16 protein-coding genes are annotated in these 16,492 nt (G+C 65.9%); 10 read left to right on the forward strand and 6 right to left on the reverse strand.

Annotated features, from left to right (window positions below; all coding sequences use genetic code 11):
- Window positions 1-5: 5 nt before the first annotated feature.
- The 6 genes from JL37_RS16550 (at window position 6) to JL37_RS16575 (ending at window position 4,846) form a co-directional block, all read left to right on the forward strand.
- On the forward strand, window positions 6-407 hold the full coding sequence (locus JL37_RS16550) for a Zn-ribbon domain-containing OB-fold protein (RefSeq protein ID WP_052097283.1): 402 nt from the start codon (window positions 6-8) through the stop codon (window positions 405-407).
- Window positions 408-449: 42 nt separating this feature from the next.
- On the forward strand, window positions 450-1,604 hold the full coding sequence (locus JL37_RS16555; RefSeq protein ID WP_043545418.1) for an aminotransferase class V-fold PLP-dependent enzyme: 1,155 nt from the start codon (window positions 450-452) through the stop codon (window positions 1,602-1,604).
- 67 nt (window positions 1,605-1,671) lie between these two features.
- Window positions 1,672-2,574 carry a transporter substrate-binding domain-containing protein gene (locus tag JL37_RS16560; RefSeq protein WP_043545419.1) on the forward strand — a complete coding sequence of 301 codons (903 nt, stop codon included), beginning with the start codon at window positions 1,672-1,674 and terminating at the stop codon, window positions 2,572-2,574.
- Window positions 2,575-2,590: 16 nt separating this feature from the next.
- Entirely contained in the window at window positions 2,591-3,370 is a 780-nt protein-coding gene (locus tag JL37_RS16565) for an amino acid ABC transporter permease (protein WP_052097286.1), read from the forward strand.
- Between the two features lie 5 nt (window positions 3,371-3,375).
- Window positions 3,376-4,068: an amino acid ABC transporter permease gene (locus JL37_RS16570; RefSeq protein ID WP_043545821.1), complete on the forward strand. Its 693-nt coding sequence runs from the start codon at window positions 3,376-3,378 to the stop codon at window positions 4,066-4,068.
- A gap of 28 nt (window positions 4,069-4,096) precedes the next feature.
- A complete protein-coding gene (locus tag JL37_RS16575; RefSeq protein WP_043545421.1) occupies window positions 4,097-4,846 on the forward strand; it encodes an amino acid ABC transporter ATP-binding protein in 750 nt (249 codons plus the stop codon).
- 27 nt (window positions 4,847-4,873) lie between these two features.
- Here JL37_RS16575 and JL37_RS16580 read toward each other — a convergent pair whose 3' ends face one another.
- The gene (locus JL37_RS16580) at window positions 4,874-5,299 is read right to left on the reverse strand and encodes a GNAT family N-acetyltransferase (RefSeq protein ID WP_043545422.1); all 426 of its coding nucleotides are present in this window, start codon (window positions 5,297-5,299) and stop codon (window positions 4,874-4,876) included.
- 146 nt (window positions 5,300-5,445) lie between these two features.
- On the opposite strand from JL37_RS16580, the gene JL37_RS16585 reads away from it, so the two are divergent.
- On the forward strand, window positions 5,446-6,258 hold the full coding sequence (locus tag JL37_RS16585) for a class I SAM-dependent methyltransferase (protein ID WP_043545424.1): 813 nt from the start codon (window positions 5,446-5,448) through the stop codon (window positions 6,256-6,258).
- Window positions 6,259-6,325: 67 nt separating this feature from the next.
- On the opposite strand, the gene JL37_RS16590 is transcribed toward JL37_RS16585, so the two are convergent.
- On the reverse strand, window positions 6,326-7,513 hold the full coding sequence (locus JL37_RS16590) for a GGDEF domain-containing protein (RefSeq protein WP_231570363.1): 1,188 nt from the start codon (window positions 7,511-7,513) through the stop codon (window positions 6,326-6,328).
- 306 nt (window positions 7,514-7,819) lie between these two features.
- Here JL37_RS16590 and JL37_RS16595 point away from each other — a divergent pair, with 306 nt between their 5' ends.
- Complete coding sequence (locus JL37_RS16595; RefSeq protein ID WP_043545426.1) at window positions 7,820-8,395, forward strand: cysteine hydrolase family protein; 576 nt, start codon at window positions 7,820-7,822, stop codon at window positions 8,393-8,395.
- Between the two features lie 57 nt (window positions 8,396-8,452).
- On the opposite strand, the gene JL37_RS16600 is transcribed toward JL37_RS16595, so the two are convergent.
- Together JL37_RS16600 and JL37_RS16605 are read right to left on the reverse strand one after the other, a co-directional pair.
- Window positions 8,453-9,136: a GntR family transcriptional regulator gene (locus JL37_RS16600; RefSeq protein ID WP_043545427.1), complete on the reverse strand. Its 684-nt coding sequence runs from the start codon at window positions 9,134-9,136 to the stop codon at window positions 8,453-8,455.
- Window positions 9,137-9,147: 11 nt separating this feature from the next.
- Complete coding sequence (locus JL37_RS16605; protein WP_043545429.1) at window positions 9,148-10,923, reverse strand: IlvD/Edd family dehydratase; 1,776 nt, start codon at window positions 10,921-10,923, stop codon at window positions 9,148-9,150.
- Window positions 10,924-11,143: 220 nt separating this feature from the next.
- On the opposite strand from JL37_RS16605, the gene JL37_RS16610 reads away from it, so the two are divergent.
- The gene (locus JL37_RS16610; RefSeq protein ID WP_043545430.1) at window positions 11,144-12,139 is read left to right on the forward strand and encodes a tripartite tricarboxylate transporter substrate binding protein; all 996 of its coding nucleotides are present in this window, start codon (window positions 11,144-11,146) and stop codon (window positions 12,137-12,139) included.
- Between the two features lie 297 nt (window positions 12,140-12,436).
- Window positions 12,437-14,434 (forward strand): cyclic di-GMP phosphodiesterase, encoded by a 1,998-nt coding sequence (gene pdeR / locus JL37_RS16615; RefSeq protein ID WP_043545431.1) that lies wholly within the window; start codon window positions 12,437-12,439, stop codon window positions 14,432-14,434.
- A 24-nt stretch (window positions 14,435-14,458) separates the two neighbouring features.
- Here the strand turns inward: pdeR and JL37_RS16620 are convergent, their stop codons facing one another.
- A complete protein-coding gene (locus JL37_RS16620; RefSeq protein WP_043545432.1) occupies window positions 14,459-15,343 on the reverse strand; it encodes a crotonase/enoyl-CoA hydratase family protein in 885 nt (294 codons plus the stop codon).
- 294 nt (window positions 15,344-15,637) lie between these two features.
- Entirely contained in the window at window positions 15,638-16,381 is a 744-nt protein-coding gene (locus JL37_RS16625) for an SDR family oxidoreductase (RefSeq protein ID WP_043545433.1), read from the reverse strand.
- Window positions 16,382-16,492 lie beyond the last annotated feature (111 nt).

Raw genomic sequence — 16,492 nt, forward strand, 5'->3', positions numbered from 1 at the left:
TCGCAATGCTCAAGCCCCAACCGCGGGTCAATGCCTTGAACCAGCCCTTCTGGCAGGGGTGCAACGAAGGCAGGCTGATGATCCAGTATTGCGGCGCCTGCCGGCGCCATGTCTTCTATCCCCGGGTGTGCTGCCCGTTCTGCCGTGAAGACGGCCTGCGCTGGGTGGCCGCCAGCGGGCGCGGCAAGGTGATTTCGCACACCACCGTGCGCCGCACGCACCATGACGGGTTCAACCCGGAGGCGCCCTATGTGTTCGCCGCCATCGAGCTGGAGGAAGGGCCTTGCCTGTACGGCCAGCTGCCCGGCGCGCCGACCGAAGGCGTATCGCTGATCGGCCAGACGGTACTGGCCGCGTTCGTCGAGCACGGGCCGGGGCAGAAAATCGCGGCCTTCCGCCTGGCCTAGGGTGAACAGGCCCTAGGCGCATTCCTTCTTGGTAGACCTGCCATGTCCGACTTCCATTCCTGCACCACGGTGCGCCAGGATTTTCCAGTCAGCGCCAGGATGCTGTACCTGGACACCGCCCACCAATCTCCCCTGGCCACCAGCGTGCGCCGGGCCCTGGAGGCCTTTTACCAGGAGGCCAACGACAACGGCGGGCCCAAGCCCGTCTGGCTGGAACGCGTGGAGCGGGTGCGTGCGCGCGTCGCGGGCTTCCTGGGCGCGCAAACCCGCGAAATCGCCTTCACGAAGAATACTTCCGAGGGCCTGAACATTGCGGCCAACGCCATCGATTTCGCGCCGGGCGACAACGTGCTGCTGATAGAGGGCGACCACCCCAACAACGCCTATGCCTGGCTGAACCTGAAGCGGCGCGGCGTGGAAGTGCGCTTCATCAAGCTGGGGCGGGGCGTGGCCGACGCGGCCCTGTTCGCGCCGCACGTGGACGCGCGCACGCGGGCCATCTCGCTCTCGCACGTGACGTTCCACGCCGGCCACCGGCACGACGTTGCCGACGTAGGCCGGCTGTGCCGGCAGCGCGGAATCTACCTGGTGGTGGATGCCATGCAATCGGTCGGCGTGCTGCCGGTGGACGTCAAGGCCATGGGCGTTTCCATGCTGGCCGCCGGCTGCCACAAGGGCCTGCTGGTGCCGCAGGGGCTGGGCCTGTTGTACGTGGACGCGGCGCTGACGCAGCTCCAGCCGGTCTATCTGGCCACGGCGGGGCTGGCTCGCCCGCCGGCCGACCTGATCGCCGATCCCGATGACCTGGCCTTGCGCGAGGATGCCGGCCGCTTCGAGATCGGCAACTACAACCTGCCGGACATCCACGCGCTGGATGCCGCGCTGGACCTCATCGCCAGTGTGGGCATCGCCAACATCGAGCGCCACGTGCTGGCGCTGGGCGACCGGCTGATCGAACGCCTGGACGCACTGGGCGTCGGCCTGGTGGGGCCGCGCGAGCGCGCCCGGCGCGCTCATATCTACGTGCTGGACCTTCCCGTCGAGAAGTGGGTCGCCTATCTGGCGAAGCAGGGCGTGCGCGTTTCGCCGGAGCGCGACGGCGTGCGCGTGTCTTTTGGTCTGTTCAATACCCCGGACGATGTCGATCGCGTCGCCGGGATCATCGCCGCTGGCCTGCAGGAGCCCGTATCGGCTTGAGGAATATGTGCAGTCTGCGACGCTAATCGCTCGGTCCCGATGCCGGGCTTGAATCAAGGGGTATGACATGCAAAAAAACACGTTCTTCCGCTATGGCGCCGCCTGCGCGCTGACGCTGGCCCTGTCCTCCGCCTGGGCCCAGGACCTGGGGCCCACCTTGCAGAAAATCAAGGAGACCGGTTCGGTCACGCTGGGCTACCGCGAGTCCTCGGTGCCTTTCTCGTTCCTGGACGGACAGCAGAAGCCGGTGGGCTTCTCGCTGGATCTGTGCGCCGTCATCGTCAACCGCATCAAGCAACAGTTGAGCCTGTCCGACCTGGCGGTCAAGCAGGTGGCGGTGAACTCCTCCAATCGCATTCCGCTGGTGGTCAACGGCACCGTGGACATCGAATGCGGCGGGACCGCCAACAATCTGGCGCGGCAGAAGCAGGTGTCGTTCTCGGTCGCCACGTTCGCGAGCCAGCCCCGCTGGCTGGTGCGCGCCGATTCCGGCCTGAAGCAGCCCGCCGATCTCAAGGGCAAGACCGTGGTGGTGACGCAGGGCTCCAACGCCGTGGGCTTCGTGCGGGCCGCCAACGACAAGGACAAGCTGGGCGTGAACGTGATCCAGGCCAAGGACCACGGAGAATCCATGCTCACCCTGAGCAATGGGCGGGCGGTCGCATTCCTGGAGGATGACATCCTGCTGGCCGGCGAACGCGCGAACGCCCGCGATCCGGCGGCCTTCACCTTTCTCGAAGGCGGCTACGATCCCGGCTACTACGGCCTGATGTTCAAGAAGGACGACGCGCCGTTCAAGGCCCTGGTGGACGGCGTGCTGACCGGAATGATGAAGGACGGCTCCTTCGAGCAGGCTTACCGCAAGTGGTTCGAATCCCCGATTCCGCCGCGCAACGTCAACCTGAACTTCCCGGTCCCGGAGAGGCTGCGCGAACGCATCGCCTCTCCCAGCGACAAGGTCGATTTTTGAGCGCGGCGGGGCTGCCATGTTCAGCGTGCTACTCGAGGAAGTGCCGGAAGGCGGCGAACGCTATCTGGATTGGCTGCTGGCCGGACTGGGCTGGACGCTGTTCCTGGCGCTGGCGGGATGGGCCATCGCCTTCGCGCTGGGCGTGGCGGTGGGTTGCGCGCGCACTGCGCGCAGGCCCGTCGTCGCGGCGCTGGCCCGGCTCTATGTCGAGGTGTTCCGCAATATCCCGGTGATCGTGCAGATGTTCATCTGGTATTTCGTCGTGCCCGAGCTGCTGCCTCGCGCCTGGGGCGATGCGGTCAAGGCCATACCGCCGCCCTGGGGCAGCGTCATCCCGGCGCTGCTGGGCCTGGCGCTGTACACGGCGGCCCGCGTCGCCGAACAGGTCAAGGCCGGGATCGAAGCGCTGCCCCCGGGCCAGCGCAAGGCCGCGGAGGCGCTGGGCATGCGCAGCCTGCAGGTCTACCGCCTGGTGCTGTTGCCGCAGGCCCTGCGCATCATCATGCCCACCTTGACCAGCGAGGTCATGGGCATATTCAAGAACAGTTCGGTGGCGCTGACCATCGGCGTGCTGGAACTGACGGCCCAGGCGCGCCAGATCAACGAGTTCACCTTCCAGACGTTCCAGGCCTTCGGCGCGGCGACCCTGCTGTACCTGCTGCTGGCCTGCCTGGTGTACGTGTGCATGCGCCTGATCGAACGCCGGCTGCGCATTCCGGGCCTGCAGGCGGAACCCGAACCGCGCGGCCCCGCGCGCAGCCGACTGCGCTGGCGCAAATCGCTCAAGGAGGTATGAACGCCATGAACAGCTTCGACTTCGGCGCCGTCGAACGCGCGGCGCCCTACCTGCTCGACGGCCTCGGATTTTCGCTGCAACTGACGCTCAGCAGCTTCGCGGGCGGGCTGGTGCTGGGCGTGGCGCTGGCCCTGGCGCGCCACCTGCGCGTGCCGTTGCTGGCGCCGCTGGCCACCGCCTACATCACGCTGATGCGCGCCATCCCGCTCATCATGGTGCTGTTCTGGTTTTTCTTCCTGGTGCCCATGCTGCTCATGTGGGCCACCGGCGCGCCGCGGCCGGTGCCGGTGGGGCCCGTGTATACGGCGTTCATTACGTTCGCGATGTTCGAGGCGGCCTATTACGCCGAGATCATCCGGGCCGGCCTGAACGCGGTTCCGAAGGGGCAGTACGAGGCCTGCCGGGCGCTTTCCATGTCTACCGCAAAAACCTACTGGCTGGTCATCCTGCCGCAGGTGTTGCGCTCGGTCAGCCCCATCCTGCTGACGCAGACCATCATCCTGTTCCAGGATACCTCTCTGGTCTACGTGCTTTCGATCACGGATATGCTGGGCGCCGCATCGAAGATCGCGCAGCGGGATTCCAGCCTGGTCGAGATGTACATGACCATCGCGGCGACCTATCTGCTGATCTGCGTCGTGGCTTCGCAAGCCGTCGCCTATCTCCGTAAACGCAATGCCCCGGCCGTTCATGCCTGAGCGGTCCGGCCCAACCTGGAGAACCACCATGACTTCGATGACCGCCACGCCCGCCGTCCAGCTGCGCCGGCTGAACAAGCACTACGGTGAATTCCATGTCCTGAAGGATATCGATCTGGAGGTGGCGCAAGGCGAGCGCGTCATCGTCTGCGGCCCTTCGGGTTCGGGCAAGTCCACGATGATCCGCTGCGTCAACGGGCTGGAAAGCTACACAGACGGAGAGGTGCTGGTACTGGGCCATGCCCTGGCCGACGATGGCGCGGCGCTATCCCGTGCCCGGCAAGAGGTGGGCATGGTGTTCCAGAGCTTCAATCTTTTCCCCCACCTGACCGTGCTGGAGAACTGCATGCTGGCGCCGGTGCATTGCCAGGGCGTGTCGCGCGCCGAAGCGCGGGAGCGGGCCTCGCGCTACCTGGACCGCGTGCACATCGCGGACCAGGCCGGCAAGTATCCGGGCCAGCTATCCGGCGGGCAACAGCAGCGCGTCGCGATCGCGCGCGCGTTGTGCATGCAGCCGCAGGTCATGCTGTTCGATGAGCCGACCTCGGCGCTGGATCCGGAAATGGTCAAGGAGGTGCTGGACACCATGCTGGCGCTGGCGGCCGACGGCATGACCATGATCTGCGTCACCCACGAAATGGGTTTTGCCCGGCAGGTGGCCGACCGGGTTGTGTTCATGGACCAGGGCCAGGTGATAGAACAAGGGGCGCCCGGGCAAATCTTCGACGCTCCGGCGCACGAACGCACCCGGCGCTTCCTGGAGCAGGTCGTGCATTGAGCCGGCCCGGGGCTGCGACCCTGAACGTTACAGCCGCTTCATCAGATACTTCGGCGATTCCTCGTAGCCCTGCCGGTAATAAAAGCGATGGGCGTCCGCACGGCGCTCGTGGCAGTGCACTTCGATGCGGTCGCAGCCGCGCGCCCGCGCTTCGGCCTCGGCCGCCGCTTCCAGCTCCCGTCCGACGCCGGCGCTGCGCGCAGCGTCGCTGACGCAGAAATAGGTGATACGGCAGAAATCGCCGGGCAGCGCGAGCTGCGCCATGAAGTGCAGGCCGATGAATCCCAGCAGCCGTCCCTCGCCGTCTTCGGCCACGCGCAGCCAGGCATCGGGGTGCCTCAGCAGCTGCGCGATTCTTTCGTGCAGAAAGGGCTCGGTGCCGGGGTAGCCGAGCTGGGCGAGCAGGTCGGCGAGGGCGGGGCTGTCTTCCAGGATGGCGGGGCGCAGGCGCATAGAGCAGGAAAACCAGTCAAAACAGACACTCTGGCGGGGGTTTGTGTAGCGAGTGTGACATTGGCTTGACGAGGCCCGCGGGCGGCGCGACGATATTCAATCGCCGCCGGCCCTATGCCGGAAGGCGGACCGGTGGAGGGACCATCATGGACGCAAGCGACAGAGTCTTTTCGGGTTCGATCCCGGAGATCTACGACAAGCTGATGGTCCCCCTGATCTTCGAGGCCTATGCCGCCGACATGGCGGCGCTGGCCGCGGCCTGCGCGCCCGCTTCGGTGCTGGAAACCGCCGCCGGCAGCGGCGCCGTCACCCGGGCGCTGGTGCCCAGGCTGGCTGCCGACGCCCGCTACGTCGTGACCGATCTCAACCCGTCCATGCTCGACTACGCCGCCATGCGGCAGGAGCCGGACGAGCGCATCGAATGGCGTCAGGCGGACGCGCTGGCCCTACCTTTCGAAGATGCGTCCTTCGATCTGGTGCTGTGTCAGTTCGGCGCCATGTTCTTTCCCGACCGCCCCGCCGGCTATGCCGAGGCACGCCGAGTGTTACGGCCCGGCGGGCGCTATGTGTTGAGCGTCTGGGACAGGATCGAGGAGAACGCCTTCGCCGACGAGATCACGAATGCGGTGGCCGAGCTCTTCCCGCAAGACCCGCCACGGTTCCTCGCCCGCACGCCTCATGGCTACCACGATGTTGCAAGGATTCGCGCGGACCTGGGCCGGGCGGGGTTCACCGACATCCAAATCCAGACGCAGGAAAAATCAAGCCGGGCGCCCACTGCCCGCCTGGCGGCGCTGGCCTATTGCCACGGGACTCCGCTGCGCAACGACATCGAGGCGCGCGACGCCAGCCTGCTGCCGCTCGTCATCGAACGCGCGGCGCAGGCCATCGCCGCCCGTCATGGCGCCGGCCCGGTGGAGGGAAAGATCCAGGCGCATGTGATCGTGGCGGCGGGCTAGGAGCCCGGTGGCAGCGCCCCTGCTGCGTCGGCCTCGCATCCAACCTGGGATACACTCGCCACGGATTTCATGCTCGTGCGCAACACTTTTCCCCGCCCGCTTTGTTGCTGAACCTGGAGAGGCCATTTACGGCGCCGCCGGGCGCTTCATCCGACACCGTGCAGTTCCGTCCTCGCCGCTTCGCCGTGTAGAGCAGGTCGTCGGCTCGCTTCAACGCGTTCGCGAAAGGTTCTCCTGCTTGCACCAGGGTTACTCCCATGCTGGCCGTGAAACGCGAATTGGGAGCATGCGGGGCCCAACGCTGCGCTACGAAATTCGCGCGGATCTCCTCGGCGATTGCGGTCGCGCTTTCCAGGTTTTCTCCATGCAGCAGCAACAGGAACTCTTCTCCTCCCAGCCGGGCAGCGCAAATGTGCGCGTCTGCTTTTGGCCGGAGCAGGGCGCCAAATCGCGCCAGCACCATGTCGCCAAACGCGTGGCCGAAGACATCGTTAATCCGTTTGAAATTATCGATATCGGCCATGATCACCCCGGTCGGCCCGGCATTATCCGAAAAGGGGCGCCGGGAAACGGAGGCGAGAAGGGTATCGAGGCCCTGCCGGTTCAGCAGGCCCGTCAACGCGTCGGTATGGGCCTGGCGACGGTATTTCTCTATGGCGTCGTAGCTCGTCGCGATGAAGACTGCGAAGGTCAGGGCAATGCTGCCGAGCAGCCCGGTGTATTGGATCAAGGTCCCCCAGACGGACGTTCTCCATTCCCCCATTGCGAGTAGAGGCGTCGGGGCCGCAAGGTACAAGACGCATTGTCCCGTCAACACCAGCGCGATGAAGAGAAACGCGGCGGTAAGCACCTTGTCCGACGTAGTCTCGACCTGCCTTGCAAAGGGAAGCGTGGCCCGCCAGATCACGAGCGCGCAACAGGCCTGGACGAAAAACGTTTCCAGTTTTGCGCTGGAAAACAGCACCACCGACACGATCACCATCGCCGTCGAGGCCAGCAGGACCGCAACATCTATGTAGCACGGGGGCTGCCTGCCGCGACGGCTCTGCAGCGCTCGGCAGGCCAGTATGACGCCGCCCAGAATGAATGCGTCTTCGACGGCCTGTTTATAAGGGGATAGCTCGCTGGCCTGTACGAGCATGATGGCGTAGCCAGTGCCCAGGGAGCCAAGGGCGCCGCCCCACCGAAGTGTGTTGAAGCCGACGAAGCGTGCGGCGCACAGTCCGATGGCGCACAACAGGATCGCCGCGGGCACGGACCATTCAAGCAGGGATGCAGGCATAAAGAGGCGAGTACGTAAACAGGGAGAGTGGAGGCGCGGAGACCATTTGGCGATTCAAAGGAGCCTGCCAGCCCTGTGTGCCACTTTGTCTGAAGTCCGGCGCCGGTCTATATGACACATTATGTGGTGAAAAATATTACGGCGTGTCGCAATGTATCGCCAGGGCTCAACAGTCAAGGATTGTCAAGCGATGCCGGGCGCGATGTGAGCATGAATTGCCCAGGTGGAGGACGCTTCTGCTAGATTGCTCGCATATCAACCCAACACCGGATCGCTTCCATGTCTTTCACGACGCTCACTCCCTCCAAGACGGCGCTGCTGGTGATGCATTACCAGACGGACATCATGGATTTATTCCCTTCGGTCGCGCCTCTGCTGCTTGCGAATACCCGCAAGCTCTGCGATGCGGCGCGGGATAAGGGCGTGGGGGTATATTTCGCGCAGATCGGGTTCAGCGCGGGATATCCGGAGGTAAGTCCGTTGAACAAGAACGGGCAGGGGATCAAGCGACTGGGCCTGTTCGTGGGCGACAGGGTTGCGCCGGCGTTGGCGCGGCGGGAGGATGAGCCTTTGATCCTGGCGCGGCGGGCCAGCGTGTTCTTCGGGACGGAACTGGAGCTGCGATTGTCGGCGGCGGGGGTGGATACGCTGGTGATGGTGGGGATCGCGTCGACGGGGGTGATGTTGTCGTCGATCGCTTATGCCAGTGACGCGGATTTCCGCTTGTTTACGGTCAAGGATTGCTGCTACGACCCGGATGAGGCGGTGCATGAACGGCTGTTCGCGACGGCGTTTGAGTCGCGCACGACGGTGTTGTCGCTGGACGAGGCGCTGTCCTTGCTGGCGTCGGCTTAAGGGTTTATCGAGGCGCCTCGGGGCGCGGCGGCTGGCCCCTGTTCGAATTTCCGGCGGTCATGCGCCCGGCCGCGCCTGTTCGGACGCCAGATAGGCGTCGCGCGAGGGCACGAGGTGGTTGCGGCACACGGCCATGAGCGCTTTGCGGTCGCCGTCGCGCAGGGCGTTGATGAGGGCCCAGTGTTCCTGCCTTGCGCGCTCGCGGTAGGCGGCGCTGGTGAGCGAGCCGAAGCGGATGGGGTGGGTGCGGCGCGCGTATTCTTCGATGGCCTGGCCAAGGACGGCGTTGTCCAGCAGGCCAAAGAACTCATGATGAAAGCGCTGGTTGCTGCGGAATACCCGGCGGGCGTCGCCGTCGGCGACGGCGGCATCGTGTTCGCGCTGCACGGCGATCAGCGCCGCCAGCCGCGCGGGCGGCACGGGCAGGGGGATGAGGCTGGCGGCGTGGACTTCCAGGACTTCGCGCAGCGCATAGAGTTCCATGACCTCGCGCGCCGAGAAGGCGCGGACGACGGCGCCCACGTTGCGCTTCTTCTCGACGACGCCCAGCAGTTCCAGGTCTGCCAGCACTTGCCGCACGACGTGCCGCTTCATGGAAAAGCGCGCCATCAGGTCGTCTTCGGTCAGCCGTTCGCGCGGATGCAGCCGGCCGAAAACGATGTCTTCCTCCAGGGCCGCCACGGCGGCTTGCACGGCGCCTGGTGCCTGCGCCTGCAGGGCGTCGGACGTGATGGCGTTCATTGGGGCAGGGCCTATTTCTTGGGAACGGTGTCGCGGGTGACGCCGGCGCGCAGGAAGTCGAAGTCCACGCCCTGGTCCGCCTGGGTCACCGATTGCAGGAACAGCTTGCGGTAGCCGCGCTCGGCGGTGGGGCGGCTGACCGGCTGGGCCGCGGCGCGGCGCGCGAGTTCGGCGTCGTCCACCAGCAGGGAAATCTCGCGGCGGGCGACCGACAGGCGGATGCGGTCGCCGTTCTGGACGTGGGCCAGCGGGCCGCCGATGGCGGCCTCGGGCGTGACGTGCAGCACGATGGTGCCGGCCGCGGTGCCGCTCATGCGGCCGTCGGAGATGCGCACCATGTCCTTCACGCCGGCGCGCGCCAGTTTCTTGGGTATGGGCATGTAGCCGGCCTCGGGCATGCCGGGCGCGCCGGTCGGGCCGATGCGCTTGAGCACCAGGATGTCGTCGGCGGCCACGTCGAGCGCGTCGTCGTCGATGCGCCGGGCCATGTCCTCGGCGTCCTCGAAGACCACGGCGCGGCCTTCGTGTTCCATCAGCGCGGCGTTGGCGGCGGACTGCTTGATGATGGCGCCGCCGGGCGCCAGGTTGCCGCGCAGCACGGCCAGGCCGCCCACGGGGTAGATGGGCGAGGCCGCCGTGCGGATGACGTCCTGCGGGAAGGCGGGAGGCGCGTCGTCGAGCTCTTCGCCCAGGGTGCGTCCGGACACCGTCAGCGCGTCCAGGTGCAGGTAGGGGCGCAGTTCGCGCAGTAGCGCGGGCATCCCGCCCGCATCGTGGAAGTCTTCCATGTAGTGCTGGCCGGAGGGCTTCAGGTCCACCAGTACGGGAGTTTCGCGGCTGATGCGGTCCAGGCCGGCCAGGTCGATGTCGATGCCCAGGCGGCCGGCGATGGCGGTCAGGTGGACGATGCCGTTGGTGGAGCCGCCGATGGCCAGCAGCACTCGCAGGGCGTTCTCGATGGATTTGCCGGTCAGGATGCGGTCCGGCGTCAGGCGCGAGGCGGCCATGGCCACGGCCGTGGCGCCGGTTTTTTCGGCGACGCGCACGCGGTCGGCGGTGACGGCGGGCGCCGAAGCTCCGCCCGCCACCATCATGCCCAAGGCCTCCGTGATGCAGGCCATGGTGCTGGCGGTGCCCATCACGGAACAGGTGCCGACGCTGGCGACCAGCTGGTTGTTGACGTCCGCGATCTCTTGCGCGTCGATCTCTTCGGCGCGGTAGCGGCCCCAATAGCGGCGGCAGTCGGTGCACGCGCCGACGCGTTCGCCGCGGTGCGAGCCGGTCAGCATGGAACCCGTGACCAGCTGGATCGCGGGCACGCCGGCGGACGCCGCGCCCATCAGTTGGGCGGGCACGGTCTTGTCGCAACCGCCGATGAGCACCACGGCATCCATGGGCTGCGCGCGGATCATCTCCTCGGTGTCCATGGACATGAGGTTGCGCAGGTACATGCTGGTGGGTTGCGAGAAGCTTTCGTGCACCGAAATGGTGGGGAAGTCCATCGGCAGGCCGCCGGCCAGCATCACGCCGCGCTTGACCGCTTCGATCAGCTGGGGCGCGTTGCCATGGCAGGGGTTGTAGCTGCTGCCCGTGTTGACGATGCCGATGATGGGGCGGGAGAGGGCATCGTCGGTGTAGCCCGCGCCCTTGATGAACGCCTTGCGCAGGAAGAGCGAAAAGCCGGTGTCGCCATAGTTGGTGAGGCCGCGGGCCACGCCGCGCGAGGCGGCGCCCGCGCTGTCGAAAGGCCCGGGGGCCGGCTTGCCGTGCTTGGTCTCGTCCGTCATTTTCGCTCTCGATAATATTATTGATAATCTGGTGACAGCATCATAGCCAGCCTTTGAAAGCGGCGGCAAGCGCTTTGTCATGAGTGTTTTATTGATCGATATTTAAGATCAGTCGATAGAAAAATTCTGCTTCTTCAATCAAGTGACTGATCCTACACTGGCGCCGTTGACGAGCCGGGCGTCGCTTTAATTCCTATACCCATCCCGACAGGAGACCTACATGTCAGACCTGCGTCTGCGGCCGCGCCGCGCCGTGCTGTTTTCCCTGTTGGCGCTGTGCGCCGGCGTATCCGCTCCGGCCCTGGCCGCCGATGCCTATCCCGATAAGCCCATCCGCCTGATCGTTCCGTACCCGCCCGGCGGCGCGACCGACGTGATCGGCCGCGTGCTGGCCCAGGAGCTGACGGGCGCGCTGGGCCAGTCGGTGGTGGTGGAGAACCGCGCGGGCGCCGCCGGCAATATCGGCGCCGACCAGGTCGCGAAGGCGCCGGCGGATGGCTACACGCTGCTGATGGGCGCGCTGACCAGCCATTCCATCAACGCCGCGCTGTACCGTGGCCGCGTCACCTATGACGTGGAGAAGAGCTTCGCGCCGGTGTCTATCGTAGGCACGGTTCCGCTGGTGTTCGTGGTCAATCCTTCCGTGCAGGCGAACACGCTGGCGGAGTTCATCGCGCTGGCCAAATCCAAGCCGGGCTTCATGACCATGGCGTCGGCCGGCAACGGCTCGCCCCAGCACCTGGCGGGCGAAATGTTCAAGCGGACGGCGGGCGTCGACGTGCTGCACGTGCCCTACAAGGGCAGCGGCCCCGCCATGACCGACCTGATGGGAGGCCAGGTGCTCAGCATGATCGAAACCGTGCCGGCCGCCCAGGCCAACATCAAGGCGGGCAAGCTGCGTGCGCTGGCCGTGGCCTCGTCGCAACGCGTGGACGCGCTGCCGGACGTGCCCACCGCGGCCGAAGCCGGGCTGAAGGACTTCGAGGTGAGCTCGATGTTCGGCATCGTCGCTCCGGCCAACACGCCGGCTCCCGTGGTGGAGCGCCTGAACGGCGAGCTGAAGAAGATCCTGGCCAAGCCTGAAGTCAAGGCGTCGCTGCTGAACCAGGGCGCGATCGCCACCTGGACCTCGCCCGCCGATGCCGGCGCCCGAGTGTCGGCCGAGGTCGCGCGCTGGACCAAGGTGATCGACGAGGCAGGCGTCAAGGGCGATTGATCGTCCGCTCGCGCGGCCGAGGTTGCGCCGTTGCGTCACTCGCCGGAAGTTCCTCCAGGAATTTCCGGCGTTGTTGCTTGTGGGCGATCGCGGCGGGCGCGCAACAAGGCTTGCGCGAAAGCGCGGGCACGCGCATCAAATCGATTGCGGCCTGGGAGGTTCGCCGCGCGGCGTCCATAAGCCGATGCAATATTCCGCAATAAACCGCTCGCAGCGCAGCACGGGGTGGTTGACCCCGAATTGACTAGGCCGTAATGTATTTTGCGGGCCATCCTAGGACGGCAGGGGGATACCACAATGACAGAGAACCAGGACGAAAGATCGATCCTGTATGCGCATTTCGGTACGCATAGCCCGTATTGGCGCCTGGCCGCCGATAGCGACGCATTCGAACTGGCGGCGGTCAAGGGGGCCGCCAACATCGCCACGCCGCTGCGGCCGGAGCAGGCGGGGGCGATACGCGCGTTGACGGGCATCACTTCCAGCGTACGCATCGACATCGCGCTGTACGGCGACATGCTGCGCCTTCATCTGGTGGGACGCAAGATCAACCCCAACGAATGGGCCGGCACCGCGTCCGCCCATTCCGATACCGAATCCGTTGCCAAGGACCTGGTCGAGGGCCTGTCTTTCGCCGAAACCGTGGTGTCCGAGGCCAATTCGGTCATCGTCATCGTCGACCAGAACGGCCGCGTGCAGCGCTTCAACAAGCTGAGCGAGGAATACACCGGCAAGCGCGAACAGGACATCGTCGGCCGCAGCGTCTTCGAAATGTTCATGACGCGCGAAGAGGCGGTCGCGTCGCGCCGCAATATCGCGGAGTTCTACAAGCGCGGCCAGTCGTACGAAGCCGAGCGGGTCATCAATACGGTCAAGGGCCCGCGGCTGTTCCTGTTCCGCAACAAGTTCGTCACCAGCGGCAGCGGCGAAAAGCGCGTCTACCTGATCTGCTCGGGCACCGACATCACGGAAGAACGCCAGGCCCAGGAGCGCCTGCGCGTGCTGGCCAATACCGACATGCTGACCAACCTGCCCAACCGCCATGCGATCACGACGCGGCTGAAGACGGCTCTGGCGGCGGGCACGGACGGGCGGGGCGGCGTGCTGTTCCTGGACCTGGACAACTTCAAGCGCATCAACGATCACTATGGCCATGGCTTCGGCGACCACCTGCTCAAGGCGGTGGCGGTGGCCATATCCTCCTGCCTGTCGGAAGGCCAGACGCTGGCGCGCCTGGGCGGCGACGAGTTCATCGTCCTGCAGGAGGAGGCCCAGCCCTGGGAGCTCGAAGCCACCGCCCAGCGCATCATCGAGCGCCTGCGCGAACCTTTCCGCCAGGGGCTGATCGAGGTCTACACCAGCTGCTCCATCGGCATCGCCATGTATCCCGACCATGGCGCGGACCTGGACAGCGTGGTGCGCAGCGCCGACATCGCCATGTACGTGGCCAAGGAGGGAGGGCGCCACACCTACCGCGTCTTCCAGCCCGAAATGGACCGGCGCAATGCGGACTACGTCTGGCTGGACACCAACCTGCGCAAGGCGCTGGCCGAAGACCACCTGATGCTCTATTACCAGCCCAAGCTGGCCGGCCGCACGGGCGAGGTGGACGGCGTGGAAGCGCTGGTGCGCTGGCGTTCGCCCGAGCGCGGCATGGTCGGCCCGGACGCCTTCATCCCGTATGCCGAGGAATCCGGCCTGATCTCGCCGCTGGGCGTATGGGTCATGCGCGAGGCCGCCCGCCAGGCGGCCGCCTGGAAGCGCGACGGCCTGAACATCCGGATCGCCATCAACATGTCGGCCCGCCAGTTGAACGACAAGGGCGTGGTGAGCGAGTTCATGCGCGCGATAAGCGACGCCAGCCTGGATCCCTGCCTGCTGGACATCGAGCTCACCGAAAGCTGCCTGATCGAAGACGAAGGCGCGGCTATCGAGCTGATCAAGCAGTTTCGGCAACTGGGCGCGCGCGTCCATCTGGACGACTTCGGCACGGGCTATTCCTCGCTGTCCCAGCTCGCCCGCATTCCGCTGGACGCGATCAAGCTGGACGCCAGTTTCGTGCGCGGCGTGAACGAGAACCCGGTGTCGCAGGCGCTGGCCCGCGCCATCGTCGCGGTGGCGCGGACGCTGGAGCTCAAGGTCATCGCCGAAGGCGTGGAAACGACCGAAGAGGCGGTGTTCGTGGATACGCTGGGCGTGGACGCCAAGCAGGGCTACCTGTACGCCAAGCCCATGCCGGCGGCGGAGTTCACCGCCTGGCTGACCCAGCGCCGCCGGCTGCATCTGATCGCCTGACGCAGCCGGCTTCGCGCCCCGGAATCAGTGCATGGTGGCGTCCATCGCGGCATCGGCCGTGACGGCGCTGCGGCGGTTCTGCGCGATCACCAGGCGCTCCATGTAGGCGCGGTCCTTGGGATCGATCGAGAACGCGGCTTCCACCCAATCCTCGGTAATGTCCATCAGCTCGGAGCGCGGCAGCGTCAGCACGCGCTGGCGCGCGCGCAGCATGGCGCGCATGCCGTTGAGCTTGGGCCGCATCACGTCGATGAAAGTGCGCGTGGCCTTGTAGGCCTCGCCCGGCTCGAAGAGCACGTCCACCAGGCCCCGGGCGTGGAACCATTCGGCCGTATGGGATTCGCCCGTGCCGATCAGCTCTTCCGCCAGCTTCATGCCCGAGCGCCGGGCCACCAGCGAATAGCCGCCCATGCCCGGGAACAGGTTGAACGCTATTTCGGGGAAGCCCATGCGGGCATTGTTCTGTGCCAGCACGAAGTGGTGGGCCAGCGCGGCCTCGAAGCCGCCGCCGAGCGCCGAGCCTTCGATCATCGCAAGCGAGATCGCGCCCGTGTCGAAGCCGCGCGTGGCGGCGTGCACGCAATCCACGCAGGCCCTGGCATAGGCGCGCAAGGCTTCGCGCTTGCCGGTGCGGATGGCTTCGGCGAAGAAGTTGAGGTCGCCGCCGACGTTGTAGATCTGCGGAACCAGCGAGCCCGTGACCCAGAAGTCGATGGGCAGGCCCGAGTCCTTGGCGGCCCGCGCCAGGTTCATGATTTCGTCTATCAGTTCATGGTTAAAGCATGGGCGCGGTTGCGCCCGGAGCATCATCCACATGACTCGACGTCCCTCCTCGTAAAACGCGGAGATCTGTTTCAGATTGCCCGCTGCGGTGAAGGGGTGGCAGTCCGGATGAATGAGTTGATTCATTTGCTTTCGTCCAATCGATCAAGGTGAGTCGGAGTACTGCGGAAGTCAGCCTAATACAGACTTTCCGCCCTCCGTCTCATGCAAACCTCATGCGACTGGCCAGACTTGTCCGTAAGTCAAAGGCCCGAGTGATCGTTGGAGTAAAACGCCCAGCGCCAGAATCCGCTCAACCCATCAGCCGAGGCGCGCATGGGTAGAACGGATGAGTGGACAAGCAAATTCGCGGCTATCCGGGCGATGCGCCGCGCGTCCGCCGAAGCGGACGGACTCATGCGTAGGGAGGAGGGAGCGCGCTCAGGCGATGCCGCCGTTGGCGCGCAGAACCTGGCCGTTGACCCAGCCGGCGTCGGGGCCCGCCAGGAACGACACCACGCCCGAGATATCGTCGGGCTGGCCCAGGCGCTCCAGGGGCGGCATCTTGGCGTAGTGCTCGATCAGCTCGGCGCTCTTGCCTTTCATGAACAGGTCGGTGGCGATGGGGCCTGGAGCCACCGCGTTGACGGTGATGCGGCGCCCGCGCAATTCCCTGGCGAACACCTGGGTCAGGCTTTCCACCGCGGCCTTGCTGGCGATGTAGACGGAATAGCCGGGCAGGTTGAGCGCCACGGTGGTGCTGGACACGTTGACGATGGCGCCGCCGTCGGCCAGGCGGGCGGCCGCCTCGCGCAGCGTGTTGAAAGTGCCGCGCGTGTTGATGGCGAATGTCCGCTCGAACAGCTCGTCGCTGGTCTCGGCCAGCGGCTTGATTTCGAGGATGCCGGCGCTATTGACCAGCACGTCGATGCGGCCCAGCTCCGATTCCACCTGGCCGAACATGGCGCGCACGTCCTCGGCCCGCGACACGTCGGCGCGCACCGCGGCCGCTCGGCCGCCTGCCTGTTGGATGTCGCGCACCAGCGCGTCGGCTTCCGCCGCGCTGGAGGCATAGTTGATGGCGACGGCGAAACCGTCGCGGGCCAGCCGGCGCGCGATGGCGGCGCCGATGCCGCGCGATCCGCCGGTGACCAGGGCAATACGTTGCTGGGCTTGGGTGCTCATGGCGTTTCTCCAGTGTGTGAAGGGATGAGCTGCATCATGAACTATTCCAGACAGAAGATAATTACTCTATATTCGCTAACATAATTTCATTTTGATTAATAATGGACGACA

The sequence above is a fragment of the Achromobacter sp. RTa genome (genome assembly GCF_000757485.1).
Lineage (GTDB): Bacteria > Pseudomonadota > Gammaproteobacteria > Burkholderiales > Burkholderiaceae_B > Achromobacter.

Bases quoted from the DNA above. Each gene is read 5' to 3' on its own strand.
- JL37_RS16585 (WP_043545424.1), top strand. From the start codon at position 5,446: ATGGACGCAAGCGACAGAGTCTTTTCGGGTTCGATCCCGGAGATCTAC.
- JL37_RS16575 (WP_043545421.1), top strand. From the start codon at position 4,097: ATGACTTCGATGACCGCCACGCCCGCCGTCCAGCTGCGCCGGCTGAAC.
- JL37_RS16620 (WP_043545432.1), bottom strand. From the start codon at position 15,343: ATGAATCAACTCATTCATCCGGACTGCCACCCCTTCACCGCAGCGGGC.
- JL37_RS16580 (WP_043545422.1), bottom strand. From the start codon at position 5,299: ATGCGCCTGCGCCCCGCCATCCTGGAAGACAGCCCCGCCCTCGCCGAC.
- pdeR (WP_043545431.1), top strand. From the start codon at position 12,437: ATGACAGAGAACCAGGACGAAAGATCGATCCTGTATGCGCATTTCGGT.
- JL37_RS16555 (WP_043545418.1), top strand. From the start codon at position 450: ATGTCCGACTTCCATTCCTGCACCACGGTGCGCCAGGATTTTCCAGTC.
- JL37_RS16565 (WP_052097286.1), top strand. From the start codon at position 2,591: ATGTTCAGCGTGCTACTCGAGGAAGTGCCGGAAGGCGGCGAACGCTAT.
- JL37_RS16625 (WP_043545433.1), bottom strand. From the start codon at position 16,381: ATGAGCACCCAAGCCCAGCAACGTATTGCCCTGGTCACCGGCGGATCG.
- JL37_RS16595 (WP_043545426.1), top strand. From the start codon at position 7,820: ATGTCTTTCACGACGCTCACTCCCTCCAAGACGGCGCTGCTGGTGATG.
- JL37_RS16570 (WP_043545821.1), top strand. From the start codon at position 3,376: ATGAACAGCTTCGACTTCGGCGCCGTCGAACGCGCGGCGCCCTACCTG.
- JL37_RS16560 (WP_043545419.1), top strand. From the start codon at position 1,672: ATGCAAAAAAACACGTTCTTCCGCTATGGCGCCGCCTGCGCGCTGACG.
- JL37_RS16610 (WP_043545430.1), top strand. From the start codon at position 11,144: ATGTCAGACCTGCGTCTGCGGCCGCGCCGCGCCGTGCTGTTTTCCCTG.
- JL37_RS16600 (WP_043545427.1), bottom strand. From the start codon at position 9,136: ATGAACGCCATCACGTCCGACGCCCTGCAGGCGCAGGCACCAGGCGCC.
- JL37_RS16605 (WP_043545429.1), bottom strand. From the start codon at position 10,923: ATGACGGACGAGACCAAGCACGGCAAGCCGGCCCCCGGGCCTTTCGAC.
- JL37_RS16550 (WP_052097283.1), top strand. From the start codon at position 6: ATGCTCAAGCCCCAACCGCGGGTCAATGCCTTGAACCAGCCCTTCTGG.